Raw genomic sequence first — 13,229 nt, forward strand, 5'->3', positions numbered from 1 at the left:
AGCCTGGGAGCAAGCGCGCTTGAGCGCAACCACCAACTCCGACGCCCATGCGGCGCCCGCCGACGCGACTCAGAACCCGTCCAAGGTCGTCACCCGCTTCGCGCCATCGCCGACCGGCTTTCTCCACCTCGGCGGCGCGCGCACCGCGCTGTTCAACCTGCTCTACGCGCGCCACCACGGCGGCACGTTCCGGCTGCGGATCGAGGATACCGACCGCGCGCGCTCGACCGAGCCCGCGATTGCCGCGATTCTGAACGGAATGCGCTGGCTCGGGCTCGATTGGGACGGCGAGGAAGTCTACCAGTTCGCGCGCGCCGACCGCCACGCCGCCGTGGCGCAGCAGATGGTGGAGCACGGCCACGCTTACCGCTGCTATATGACCCAAGGTGAGATCGACGCGATGCGCGCCGAGGCGCAGGCGGCGAAGAAGCCGCTGCGTATTCGTTCCCCCTGGCGCGAGCGCAGCGACGGTCCTGCCGACCAGCCCTTCGTCGTCCGGCTGAAGGCGCCGACCGAGGGCGCGGTCACGATCGACGACCAGGTGCAGGGCGCGGTGACCGTCCAGAACGCCGAGCTCGACGACATGGTCCTGCTCCGCTCCGACGGAACGCCGACCTATATGCTCGCGGTGGTGGTCGACGATCACGACATGGGCGTGACGCACGTCATCCGCGGCGACGATCACCTCAACAACGCCTTCCGCCAGTTGCCGATCTACCGCGCGATGGACGCCATAGAAGGCGGCTGGCCCGACCCGGTCTACGCGCACATCCCGCTGATCCACGGATCGGACGGCGCCAAGCTCTCGAAGCGACACGGTGCGGTCGGGATCGAGGCGTATCGCGACGAACTCGGCATCCTGCCCGAGGCACTCGACAACTACCTGCTCCGGCTCGGCTGGGGTCACGGCGACGACGAGATCATCGCGCGCGACGACGCGGTCCGCTGGTTCGACCTGTCGGGCGTCGGCAAGAGCCCGTCGCGCTTCGACCTCAAGAAGCTCGAGAACCTGAACGGCCATTACATCCGCGCCGCCGACGATGCGCGTCTCGCCGGACTGGTCGCGGACAAGCTCGATCTGGCACAGGACGATCCGCGGCGCGCCAGACTCGAAACGGCAATGCCGGCGTTGAAGCCGCGCGCCGCCAACATCAACGAGCTCGCCGACGGCGCCGCGTTCCTGTTCGCCGAACGCCCGCTAGCGATTGACGACGCCGCAGCCCCGCTGCTCGGCGGTGAGGCGCCGGCATTGCTCGAACGGCTCCACGCAGCGCTTGACGCAGTGCACAACTGGGATACGGAGACGGCAGAGGCCGCGGTGCGGCAGGTCGCCGATGATGCGGGCGTGAAGCTCGGACAGGTGGCCCAGCCGCTTCGCGTCGCACTAACCGGACGCAAGACGTCGCCGGGCATCTTCGACGTACTCGTCCTTCTAGGACGCGAGGAAAGCCTGGCGCGCATCGCGGATCACACACCCGGCAACGCATGAGCCCTTGGGCCTGACAGGAGACGATCATGACCGACACAGCTACCTTCGATCTGGCGGGCAAGAACTTCGACTATCCCGTGCTCTCCGGCTCGGTCGGCCCCGACGTGGTCGACATCCGCAAGCTCTACGGCCAGACCGGCGCCTTCACCTACGACCCCGGCTTCACCTCGACCGCGTCGTGCCGGTCGGAGATCACCTATATCGACGGTGACGAGGGCGTGCTGCTTCACCGCGGCTACCCGATCGGCGAGCTGGCCGAGAAGTCGAGCTTCATGGAGGTTGCCTATCTGCTGCTAAACGGCGAGCTGCCGTCGGCGGACGAGCTGTCGGGCTTCAACCACACGATCAGCCGCCACACGATGGTGCACGAGCAGCTGGCGACCTTCTTCCGTGGGTTCCGGCGCGACGCGCACCCGATGGCGATCATGTGCGGCGTGGTCGGCGCGCTGTCGGCCTTCTATCACGACTCGACTGACATCCACGATCCGCAGCAGCGCATGATCGCGTCGCACCGTCTGATCGCCAAGATCCCGACGATCGCGGCGATGGCGTACAAGTACAGCGTGGGTCAGCCGTTCCTCTACCCGGACAATTCACTGTCCTACACCGGCAACTTCCTGCGCATGACCTTCGGCGTGCCGGCGGAGCCTTATGAGGTAAACCCGGCGATCGAGCGCGCGATGGACCGTATCTTCATCCTCCACGCCGACCACGAGCAGAACGCCTCGACCTCGACCGTCCGCCTCGCCGGCTCGTCGGGGGCCAACCCGTTCGCGTGCATGGCGGCGGGCATCGCGTGTCTCTGGGGTCCGGCGCACGGCGGCGCGAACGAAGCCGCGCTCAACATGCTGCACGAGATCGGCACGCCCGATCGCATCCCCGAGTTCATCGCGCGGGCGAAGGACAAGAACGATCCGTTCCGCCTGATGGGCTTCGGTCACCGCGTGTACAAGAACTACGACCCGCGCGCGACCGTGATGCAGAAGACCGTGCGTGAGGTGTTCGAGACGCTCAACGTCTCCGACCCCGTGTTTGAGACCGCGCTGAAGCTGGAAGAGATCGCGCTCAACGATCCGTACTTCATCGAAAAGAAGCTGTTCCCGAACGTCGACTTCTATTCGGGCGTGATCCTCTCGGCGATCGGCTTCCCGACCAGCATGTTCACCGTGCTGTTCGCGCTCGCGCGCACCGTCGGCTGGGTCGCGCAATGGAACGAGATGATCACCGATCCCGACCAGAAGATCGGCCGCCCGCGCCAGCTCTACACCGGGCCGACGCAGCGCAGCTACGTCCCCGTCGGCGAGCGTTGATCTGACATGCAGCGGCTCCGGCCGGTCCTCCTCGTCCTCGGAGTGCTCTGCACACTGATGGGCGTGCTGTGGATCGGCCAGGGCCGCGGCCTGATCCACTGGCCTGCCTCGAGCTTCATGCTCGACCAGCGCGTCTGGGGCGACTACGGCGCCGCACTGGCGGTCGCGGGACTGCTGATGATCCTCTTGGCGCGGCGATTGCGGCAGTAAGGCGCGCTGTTAAGCAGTTTGATTGATAGTTCCGCCGGTCAGACACTTTTTGCTACCGCTGGACTTGGCGCCTCTTACTAGTGCCGAACTAACAAAGACGTTACAATGAGGCCGAATATTCGTTGTGCGCGGAGTAGATAGACATGCGTGCGTTGAGGATTATCGGCCGATGGCTCGCGGCCGCTATGCTCATCGCGTCAACTGCGCCCGTTCAAGCCCAAGCACAACCGGAAGATCAGCAACAGAACGCAGCTCTGCGAAGGCTTATCCGAGCGGCTAAGAATCGTCCGTATGCAGCACTGAGTTGGCATGAGTTAAAACTAGCCGCCACGAACGAGAGGCAGGCCCAGCAGCTGAAGGATGCGCTAGCTCATTCTGGTCGATCCTTGGACGACGTTAGCGAGCAGAGCATGTGGGTTGATGCCGCAGCCGGTCATCCTGAAGCGATCATCTCCTTCTACGATGATAATGCCCTGAACCATCCAGAAGACAAGACTCGGCTCAACACCGCTTGCTGGGCACGTGCCGCGCGCGGGATCGATCTAGAAAATTCTATTTCTGTTTGCGATCTCGCCATCGCCGCGGATCGTAAAGGCTACACTTTACTCTTCCGCGGACTGGCTGAGCTCCAATTGGGATTGAACATCGAGGCACTTCGCGACTTTGACGAGGCGCTTGGAGACAAGCAGTTCGCAGCCCACCCTTTTCTTGCAGATGCCGCCTTCGGTCGCGGCATCGCTCGCATTCGGCTTGGCGATGCGGAAGGGCATAAGGACATTCGGGCAGCAACCGCCGCAAATAAGAACGTTGTGACGAACTTCACCGATATCGGGATAACTGAAGAGCTTAGCGATTGATTGTGGCGCGTCGGAAATCGTCCGACCGTTGAGACCGCTTGACCCTTGCTACGCCCCCGCCGGCAACCACAGCAGGAAGCGCGCGCCCATCCCGACGTCGCTGTCGACGGTCAGGTCGCCCCCCATCGCCCGCGCCAGCCGCCGCGCGATGTAGAGCCCGAGGCCGCTTCCGCCCGCCTCGCTCGCGTCGACGCGCTCGAACTTTTCGAAAATGCGCGCCTGGTCGTCCGGCGCGATGCCCTTGCCCTGGTCGGCGACGATCACCACTGCGCGGTTGCCGTCGCGCTGTGCACGCAGCCAGATCGTCGCGCCTTCGGGCGAATAGCGCACCGCATTGCCGATCAGATTGACCAGAATCTGCAGCGTTCGACGGAATTCTCCGCGCGCGGGCAGCGCATCGTCGAGCCCATCGCGGTCGATCAACACGCCCGCATTCGCCGCGCGCACCTGCAGCAGCCCCGCCGCGCGTCGTACCACGTCGGCCAAGTCGATCGCCTCGTCCTCGACCGTGAAATCGTCGCGTTCGATCGCTTCCAGATCGACCAGATCGTCGACGAGCCCGAGCAGATGGCGTCCCGCGCTGGCGATGTCGGCGGCGTAATCGGCGTAATGCGAATCGAGTGCGCCATCCATCCCGGCGTTGATCGTGTCGGCATTGGCGACGATCCGGCCCAAAGGACCGCGCAGCACCTGATCGAGGCGCGCGTTGAACGTCTCGCTGACCGGCTCGGGCGGCGCTTCATCGAGCAGGTAGGTGCCGCCGACGAAGCCGTCAAACCCGCCCAGCGCATCGCGCCGGACCGATCCGGCGAGGAACACGCGCACGCCGCTCTCACGGATCGTCGCCACCTGCCGGTCGAAGTCGACCCGCTCCGCCACCGCATCGAGGATCACGACATTGCCGTCCTCGTCGGGTTCCATCGCGAACAACCGCGTCAGCGGGCGTGACAGCGCCGCAACCGCGTCAAAACCCTGACGGATGCCTGCCTGCTCGTCGATCCGCGTGACGCGAAGCTCGGCATCGACTTCCCACTGCCAATCGGCACCGGGTGGTGGCGGCAGTGCGGCGACCGTGTTCGCGCTCGTCGGCGTACGCCACGCCGGCCGCTCGCGCAGGACCGAGACCGCAAGCGAGGTGCCGCCGTCACCCGGCGTCGCCTTGATCCAGCAATCGAGATCGATCTCGCCGTCGGCGATCGTCACGCCGCGCGTGATCAGGATGCGAAGTCGCCGCGCGAGCCGGACCAAGGTCGCAAATTGCGGCACGGCCAGCACCTGACCGCGACTGCCGCCGGCGCGCTCGTTGATCGCACCGAAACCCTCGTCGGCGTCGATCAGCCGATCTTCGCGGTCGAGCCGCGCGTGCAAAATCAATGGATCGTTCACGCAGCGCTGCCCATCGCGAGCGCGCGCACTGCCTGACGAAAGTCACGCGTCAGCATCAGCGGTGCGATGACTGCCCCCGCCTGCTCGGGCTGCACCCCGGCCGCGGCGTCGATCGCCTCGGGCAAGGCCTCGACATCGCGCGAGCGGTCCGCCTCACCCAGCGCCCAGCCGACACGCGCCAGCACATCTCGGTCCATGCCGAGCGCACGCAGCGCGATCCACAGCCGCTCGCCGTCGGGTTCGAGTGCCAGCGCGCGCGCCTCGTCCATCTCAATCCCCAGCGCATGTGCCAGGAACGCCGCGAACAGCGTCAATCGCCCCTCGGTCAGCGCCTCGATCAGCAGTCCGGGCAGACGCTCGACATCGGCGTCGATCGCGGTTGCGAGCCGGTGCGCCGCAACGATCGTTCCCGCCGCGCCATCGAAATGCGCGATCCGCTGCATCGCCGCGTCAACCAGCGCGCGGTCGGCGGTGGCGGACACGCCGCCCAACCGCTCGCGCAACGCCGCCGCCACCCACCAGACCAGCTGATGGTGCAACTCGGCGGGCAGCTCGGCGCGGCGCTCCTCGATCGGCGCGCGGCGGCGACTGTCGGCCAGCAGGTAATCGATCGCGGCATCGCGCACCATCGCATCGGCATGATCGCGCAGCCTCGCGAGCAGCCCGGTCGTGACGCCGGGGGCACGGTTGGTGATCAACGCCTCGTCGATCAGGTCGACGCGCGCCTGCGTCACGATCTCGTCCATCAGCGCGCGGTCGCGGAGCAGCCCCGAATCGATCAATCGCGCGAGGACGCCCGCGTTGCCCGCGGCCAGCGCCTTCGCCGCCGCACCGTCGCCGCGCGCGGCGAGCAGCCGTGCGGCGGCACTGCCGACATCGTACTCGATCGCCGCCACGCTTGCCTCGACCATCGCGCTGATCAGCGCGCGTGCACGGTCGTCGAGCCGATCCTGCTCGACGCGAAAGAAGTCCTCGATCGCGGCGCCGAGCCGGCGCCCTGCGCGCCGCTCGGCCGCCGCCGCGCGCAACGCCAGATCCGCGGCCGACACGTCCGACGAAGAGGAAGGGGGAAGCGACATGGTGTTCGCTTGTAGCGCGGCTTCGTTAAAGGGGCGCTAAGCCTCAGGCCTGAGCGCCTCGATCGTGCCCGCGAGCGTCGCCGTGGCGTAGAGCGCCGCCGCCGCCAGTCCCCACAATGGCAGGCCCAGCAGCGTCCCCGCCGTCACGACAGCCAGGTAAGCGGGTGCGCCGCCCCACCAGCGGCGCCGCAGTGACGGGCGTGCCGCACGCTCGGACAAGCCGCCGAGTGCGACCGTCTGCACCGCGAGCAGCAACGCGACCGCACCCAGCCCCTGCCCCAACAGCAATATCGCGAGCGCCGGCGCCACCAGCGAGGCGACGTGGATCCCACGCTGAACCTCCGCCTCGTCGCGAAACAGCGCCAGCGATCCGGCCAGCTCGGCGAGGATCACGCCGGCAAGCACCGCGGCCAGACCCGACGCGCGCCATCCCGCGTAGACGCCCGCGAGCCCGACGAGCGCGAGCACACCACCGACGCCCGCCACCGCCATCGTCGCGACGCCGCGTCGTGCCACCTCTGGCACCGCCAGCCGCGTGAGCGGGCGCAGGACCACGCGGTCGAACCAGCCCGGCCGCGCCGCCATCGTTGCCGACAGCACCGCGCGCCCGCGCTGATCGAGCGCGCTGGCGCGGTGCTCGATCCCGTGCCCCTGCGCGATCGCGTGAGCGGGCAGTTCGACCCGCTCGGCGCGCGCCTGCGCCAGCACGTGGAGCAGCGTCGATTGCAGGTCGTAATCGGCGGGCATCCCCGCGGCCTCGGACAAGCGCCGCGCATCCATCCGCGCCAGCCCTGCCCAGGCAACGCCGCCCCCGATCCGCTCGAACTCCGTTCCGGCCGCCGCATCGGGCACGACCAGCAGCGTGTCGTCCTTTTCACCGGCGAGCGCATTCACCACCGGCTCGTTCGTCACCAGTCCGTCGGCGATCAGCAGCACGCGCGCTAGCGGGTGGAGCTTGCCCAGCGCATCGGTCGCGCTGCGCACCGCGTCGACCGCGACGCCGCGCTTGCCGATCCGTGCGAGCGCACCGATCAGCTCGGGCGTCAGCCGCGACACGATCACGACGATCTGCGACGCACCAGCGGCAATCAGCAGGCGCGCCTGATATTCGATCAGCGTCGCGGCCGCGAACGGCAGCGTCGCCGTCAGCGTGCCCGGCCGATCAACCGCTTCTCTTGTCGCAAATAGCAGCCCTGCCAGCATCCGTGGCGCTTACGGCGGCAACCAGGCGCGGGCAACCCGCCAGCCGCCACCGGCCGGCGTCGATCAGGTCACAGGCGTTCCATGTTCCGCCTGATCAGTCGCAGCGCGCGCGCATCACCGACCGGCGCTTCGACCGCATCGAGCGCGAGCGCGGCGAGCCGGACCGCACCGAAACTCGCCGCCAGCCCGCGCAGCCGCAGCAACGCGTCGCGCCAGGCGACATCGTCGCCGGCCAACTCCAGCGCGCGGAAGACGCCGCGCGCGCTGTCGATGAACGCCGCGCGCAGATCGGCGATCAGCACGGGATCGTCGCCGACCGCGGCGGATAAAGCGTGATCGATCGCTCCGGGATCATAGGCCATGCGACCGATGGTAGCCGCGGCTGGTTAACGCCGCGTTGGCGCCCACGGCATGCGATCCGCCGCACGCTCCGTCGCGAACCGCTTTCGCATCCCCACAAACGTGGTAAGCCGATCGTCATGAACGGGGGGCCGTCAATCGTCGGTATACGCGTGTCCGAGGACATGCAGCAGCGCAACCTGCTCGGGGACGAGCCGGCGATGCCGGTCGCGTCGTTCGGCGACGCCGACTGGCACGAGCCATATACTCCAAGCAGCGGCGACTGGACCTCGCGCGACGGGGTTGAGCCAGAGCCGGCGTGGCGGACGATCATGCCGTGGCTGCTGGTCGCTTTCGCGTTTCTCTGGGTCGCGGCACTGGTGGCGCTCGCCTGGGGGCGGGTCTCGACCCCGCTCGAGATCGCGCAGATCGCTGCTGCCGCTTTGCTCGGCCCGCTCGCCGCCGGTGTCGCGTGGCTGCTCGCGCTCAGGACCAGCCGCGCCGAGGCGCAGCGCTTCGGCGCCAGTGCACGCGCGATGCGGCTGGAGGCGGAGGCGCTCGAATCGACCGTTGGCTCGCTCGGCCTCGTGATCGATCAGCAGCGCGCGCAGCTTGCCGAACAGCTGCGCATGCTCGCGACGACCGGCGACGCCGCGACTGCGCGGCTCACCTCGATTGGGCGTGGCCTGACGGAGGAGATCGATCAGGCCGACGTTCATGCCCGCGCGCTCGCCGACGCCGCGTCGTCCGCGCGGGCGAGCCTGTCGACGCTGCTCAACAGCCTGCCGCATGCGCAGGCGGAGACGCACGCGCTGACGCAGTCGATCGAGCAGACCGGCCTCACCGCGGGTGAGCGCGCCGCCGCCCTCGACGCGCAAATCGTCGCGCTGACCGCGCGCGGGCGCGAGGCCGAGGCGGTCGCGGGCGGTGCAGCAGAGAAGCTCGCCGCGCACATCCGCCGGATGGAGGCGACCAGCGAAACCGCCGGCGCCCGGCTCGAGTCGGTCACCTCACAGGCCGCGGGCGCGGTCGATGCGCTGCTCGACCGAACCGCCGACGCAATCGACGAATCGCGCAAGGGGATCGCGGCGCAGGGCGAGGCGATGCTCGCGCTGATCGGCACCAGCCAGGTCGCGCTCGATCAGGCCGCGCGCGAGAGTGCGGAAGCGCTCACGCAGCGGATCGAGCTGGTCGAAATGGTGATCGAGCGGATCGCACGCCGTCTCGACGCGCAGCGCGGCGTTGGCGAGGAATTGTTCTCCACGCTCGAGGACAGCCTCGGCCGCAACGAGCGCCGCATCGAGGCGCTGCACCTCAGTGGGACAGAACGCTCGCAGCAACTCGCCGCCTCGATCAGCGCCCTGACCAGCTCGGCCGAGGCGATGGGCGACGCGCTGCAATCGGGCGACCAGCTCGCCACGCGCACGATCGCGACCACCGAGACGCTGCTCACCGCGCTGGACGCCGCGACGCGCGAGATCGACGAAACGCTGCCCGAGGCGATCGATCGGCTCGACGCCCGCATCGCCGCGAGCCAGTCGGTCGTCGTCGCCGCGCGCCCCGAGCTGCTCGCGCTCGTCACCGCGGCGGAGAGCACGCACGACGCGATCGAGGCGATCGCGCAGGTCATTGCCGAACAGCGCCGCACCGTCGACGCACTCACCGGCACCCTGCTCGACGCGCTCACCAGCGGCCGCGCCAAGGCCGACGCGATTGGCCACACCGTCGACGAGGCGACCGAGCGCGCGCACCGTCTGGCCGAAGAAGCAGCGCCGCGTCTGATCGAGGCGCTGATGCGCGTCCGCGACACCGCCGCGGCCGCTGCCGACCACGCCCGCGACACGCTGGCGCAGGTCATTCCCGAGGCGGCCGAGGCACTGCAGGCTGCCAGCAACGACGCGCTCCACCGCTCGGTCACCAACGGGGTCGAGGCGCAGATCGCGCAGGTCTCGGCAGTGGCGGAGACCGCGGTCGAAGCGGCCGCACGCGCGACGCAGCGGCTTGAGCAGCAGATCGCGGTCATCGACGCTGCCGCCGCGCGCGTCGACACGCGGCTCGCCGAGGAGCAGCAGCAGCGCGACCGCGTCGAGCAGGACAGCTTCGCGCGCCGTGCCTCGCTGCTGATCGAACAGCTCAACTCGGCCTCAATCGACCTCACCCGCACGCTCGCCCCCGACGTGTCCGACAGCGCCTGGGCCGCGTATCTGAAGGGTGACCGCGGCGTCTTCACGCGCCGCGCGGTGCGCCTGCTCGATGCCGCCGAGCAGCGCGACATCGCGCATCTCTACGACGAACAGCCGGCATTCCGCGATCAGGTCAATCGCTACATCCACGATTTCGAGGCGATGCTGCGCACGATCCTGACCCAGCGCGACTCCTCGCCGCTCGGCGTGACGCTGCTGTCGTCGGACATGGGCAAGCTCTACGTCGCATTGGCACAGGCGATCGAGCGGCTGCGCTGACACGACGGCCTACTGGCCCGCGCTACCCGCTAAGACATGGACGGAGCATAGAGCGCCCCGCAGCGGTCAGACCGCGTTGGCGGCATCCGAATAGTCGAGCGAACTGGCGTCGACCCAGCCGAACTCATAATTGGCGATGAACAGCGCGAACATGATCGTTGCGACGATCGTCGTGCGCACCGCCACCTTCTTCATCGAAAACTCGTGCGGCGAACTCTCGGCGGTGCCCGGCACGTGCTCGGCCCCCGCCTCCGCCGAGGTTTTCACCCCGAACGGCAGGACTAGAAAGACCGAGAACGCCCAGAACAGGACGTAGATCGCCAGCATCGAGGTCCAGCGCATCGTGCGTCAGACCTGAACGACGACCACGTCGATCACCGGCTTCTTGCCGGTCCAGCGCGTCGCGACGCGACGCACCGCGAGCCGGACCTGCTCACGCAGGCGCTCGCGATCGCGCGGCGCGCCCCGCATCGCCTCGCTCGCTGCCGCAATCGCGTCTTCGAGGAACGCGTCACGCTCTTCCTCGACCGGGACGCCCTGCACGCGTACGTCCGGCGTGCCGCCCGCGCGGCCATTGCGGTCGACCGCGATCCCGACCGAGATCTGGCCGTTCACCGCAATACGGCGCCGCTCGTTGATCGTGCTGCCGTTAGACGGCAGGATCACGTCGCCGTCGAGCACCAGCCGGCCCACGGGCGCGTTACCGATCTTCTCCGGCCCGTTCGGCGCCAGCCGCACGATGTCGCCATCGGTCTGCACCAACGCGTGCGCGATCCCGTTCGACAAGCCGAAGCGCGCCTGCTCTTTCAGGTGCCGCATCTCGCCGTGCACGGGGATCAGCGCCTTGGGGCGCATCCACTCGTACATCGACTTGAGCTCGGGCCGACCTGGGTGACCCGAGACGTGAACATGTGCCTGCTTTTCGGTCACCATCTCAACGCCCTTGGCGGCGAGCTGGTTCTGGATACGCCCGATCGCGACCTCGTTGCCGGGGATCTGCTTGGACGAGAAGATCACCGTGTCGCCCTCGTCGAGCTTGATCGGGTGCGTGCCCTCGGCGACGCGCGCCAGCGCGGCGCGCGGCTCACCCTGCCCGCCGGTCGCGATCACCAGCACCTTGTTGCGCGGCAACCGCATCGCGGTCTCGGCGTCGATCAGGTTCGGCAGGTCCTTGAGGTACCCCGTCGCCTGCGCCACGCGGATGATGCGATCGAGCGAGCGGCCCGCCACCGCCAGCTTGCGCCCGGTCTCTTCCGCCACCTTGCCGAGAGTCGCGATCCGCGCCGCGTTCGACGCGAACGAGGTGACGAGCACGCGCCCCTTCGCCTTCGCCACCGTCTCGGCGATACCACGCCGCACGTCCGCCTCACTGCCCGACGCCTCGGCGTTGAACACGTTGGTCGAATCGCACACCAGCACGTCGATGCCCTTATCGCCGATCGCGCGCAGTTCCTCGGGCGTCGAGGGCTTGCCGATCAGCGGGGTCGCATCGAGCTTCCAGTCGCCGGTGTGGAACACCCGCGCCGACTTGGTCTCGATCACCAGGCCGTTCGCTTCGGGGATCGAGTGCGCGAGCGGCACCATCGTGAATTTGAACGGGCCGACGTCGAACGCCTTGTTCGCCTCGACCAGCTTGATCTTGACCCGGTCGTCGATCCGCTCTTCCTCAAGCTTGCCGCGGATCAGCCCGGCGGTGAACGGCGTCGCGTAGAGCGGCACGCCCAGATCTTCGGCCAGATACGGCAGCGCGCCGATATGATCCTCGTGCCCGTGCGTCAGCACCAGTCCGACCAGATTGTCGATCTGCTCCTCGATGAAGCGCAGGTCGGGCAGGATCACGTCGATCCCCGGGAAGCCGGCATCGGCGAAGGTCACGCCGCAATCGACCATCACCCATTTGCCGGCGTGGCCGTACAGGTTGACGTTCATCCCGATTTCGCCCGATCCGCCGAGCGCGCAGAAAAGTAGTTCGTTGTTCTTCGGTGTCATTCTTGTCCTTCACGCGCCGCTCCGCTCGGACGCGTGGTCGAACGGTAGCTCCAAAGCGCGGTTTTCGCTGATTTCCGGGCTGCGGCCCCGGCGCCGATCTCACTAACCTATATGGGCGCCCTGCCACATGATCGCCAGCCCCTGGATCGTCAGGTCGGGCTCGATCGCGTCGAACACAGCCGTGTGCCGTTCGAACAACGTGGCGAGTCCGCCGGTCGCGATCACCTTTACTGGGCGGCCAACCTCCGCCTTCATTCGCGCGACCAGCCCCTCGATCATCGCGAGGTAGCCCCAGTAGATGCCGATGTTCATCTGATCGACCGTGTTGCGCCCGATCACGCTGTTCACGGCCGGCGCCTCGATCGCGATCCGCGGCAGCTTGGCGGCGGCGGCGACCAGCGCGTCGAGCGACAGATTGATGCCCGGCGCGATGATCCCGCCCTTGTACGCACCCTTGTAGTCGGAGAAGTCGACCGTCGTCGCGGTGCCGAAATCGATCACGATCAGGTCGCCCGCGTGCAGCGCGTGCGCCGCGATCGTGTTCACCGCGCGGTCGGCACCCAGCGACGCGGGCTCGTCAACGTCGATCGACACGCCCCATTCCAGCGGCGCGCGTCCGGCGATCAGCGCGTCACCGCCGAAATACTTGCTCGCCAGCACCTGCAGGTTGTGGAGCGCACGCGGGACCACCGTCGAGATAACCACCGCCGACACGTCATCGCGCGCGAAGCCTTCGAGCGCGAGCAATTGGCTCAGCCACACCGCATATTCGTCTGCGGTCCGCCTTGGATCGGTCGCGATCCGCCAGCGCGCGCGGATCTCGCGCGCTTGACCGCTCACCTCAACCAGGGCGAAGACCACGTTGGTGTTGCCGGCATCGATCGCGAGCAGCATGGCTTCCCTCT

The 13,229-nt window shown here is 68.1% G+C and carries 12 protein-coding genes; 5 read left to right on the plus strand and 7 right to left on the minus strand.

Going from position 1 to position 13,229, the window contains the following annotated elements:
- Positions 1-19 precede the first annotated feature (19 nt).
- The 4 genes from gltX to BMW51_RS15820 all read left to right on the plus strand — a co-directional run bounded on the left by gltX (position 20) and on the right by BMW51_RS15820 (position 3,866).
- Positions 20-1,489: a glutamate--tRNA ligase gene (gltX, locus tag BMW51_RS03785; RefSeq protein ID WP_093003413.1), complete on the plus strand. Its 1,470-nt coding sequence runs from the start codon at positions 20-22 to the stop codon at positions 1,487-1,489.
- A gap of 26 nt (positions 1,490-1,515) precedes the next feature.
- Positions 1,516-2,799 (plus strand): citrate synthase, encoded by a 1,284-nt coding sequence (locus tag BMW51_RS03790; RefSeq protein ID WP_093003415.1) that lies wholly within the window; start codon positions 1,516-1,518, stop codon positions 2,797-2,799.
- A 6-nt stretch (positions 2,800-2,805) separates the two neighbouring features.
- The gene (locus BMW51_RS03795) at positions 2,806-3,009 is read left to right on the plus strand and encodes a hypothetical protein (RefSeq protein WP_093003417.1); all 204 of its coding nucleotides are present in this window, start codon (positions 2,806-2,808) and stop codon (positions 3,007-3,009) included.
- 143 nt (positions 3,010-3,152) lie between these two features.
- Entirely contained in the window at positions 3,153-3,866 is a 714-nt protein-coding gene (locus BMW51_RS15820) for a hypothetical protein (protein ID WP_143051792.1), read from the plus strand.
- Between the two features lie 48 nt (positions 3,867-3,914).
- Here the strand turns inward: BMW51_RS15820 and BMW51_RS03800 are convergent, their stop codons facing one another.
- From BMW51_RS03800 to BMW51_RS03815, 4 genes are all read right to left on the minus strand, one after another.
- On the minus strand, positions 3,915-5,252 hold the full coding sequence (locus BMW51_RS03800) for a sensor histidine kinase (protein ID WP_093003419.1): 1,338 nt from the start codon (positions 5,250-5,252) through the stop codon (positions 3,915-3,917).
- Complete coding sequence (locus tag BMW51_RS03805) at positions 5,249-6,331, minus strand: DUF2336 domain-containing protein (RefSeq protein ID WP_093003421.1); 1,083 nt, start codon at positions 6,329-6,331, stop codon at positions 5,249-5,251. The genes BMW51_RS03800 and BMW51_RS03805 overlap by 4 nt, the downstream gene beginning before the upstream one ends.
- A 36-nt stretch (positions 6,332-6,367) precedes the next feature.
- Entirely contained in the window at positions 6,368-7,534 is a 1,167-nt protein-coding gene (locus BMW51_RS03810; RefSeq protein WP_093003423.1) for a hypothetical protein, read from the minus strand.
- A gap of 68 nt (positions 7,535-7,602) precedes the next feature.
- Complete coding sequence (locus BMW51_RS03815) at positions 7,603-7,896, minus strand: Hpt domain-containing protein (protein ID WP_093003425.1); 294 nt, start codon at positions 7,894-7,896, stop codon at positions 7,603-7,605.
- 117 nt (positions 7,897-8,013) lie between these two features.
- Between BMW51_RS03815 and BMW51_RS03820 the strand changes: the two genes are divergently transcribed.
- Positions 8,014-10,335 carry a coiled-coil domain-containing protein gene (locus tag BMW51_RS03820; protein ID WP_093003427.1) on the plus strand — a complete coding sequence of 774 codons (2,322 nt, stop codon included), beginning with the start codon at positions 8,014-8,016 and terminating at the stop codon, positions 10,333-10,335.
- Between the two features lie 66 nt (positions 10,336-10,401).
- On the opposite strand, the gene BMW51_RS03825 is transcribed toward BMW51_RS03820, so the two are convergent.
- The 3 genes from BMW51_RS03825 to BMW51_RS03835 form a co-directional block, all read right to left on the minus strand.
- Complete coding sequence (locus BMW51_RS03825; protein ID WP_093003429.1) at positions 10,402-10,677, minus strand: DUF1467 family protein; 276 nt, start codon at positions 10,675-10,677, stop codon at positions 10,402-10,404.
- A gap of 6 nt (positions 10,678-10,683) precedes the next feature.
- Positions 10,684-12,324: a ribonuclease J gene (locus BMW51_RS03830; protein ID WP_093003431.1), complete on the minus strand. Its 1,641-nt coding sequence runs from the start codon at positions 12,322-12,324 to the stop codon at positions 10,684-10,686.
- Between the two features lie 102 nt (positions 12,325-12,426).
- Positions 12,427-13,218, minus strand: a complete 792-nt coding sequence (locus tag BMW51_RS03835; RefSeq protein WP_093003433.1) for a type III pantothenate kinase — start codon at positions 13,216-13,218, stop codon at positions 12,427-12,429.
- Positions 13,219-13,229 lie beyond the last annotated feature (11 nt).

Origin of the sequence: Sphingomonas palmae (genome assembly GCF_900109565.1) — a bacterium.
In the GTDB taxonomy this organism is placed as follows: domain Bacteria; phylum Pseudomonadota; class Alphaproteobacteria; order Sphingomonadales; family Sphingomonadaceae; genus Sphingomonas; species Sphingomonas palmae.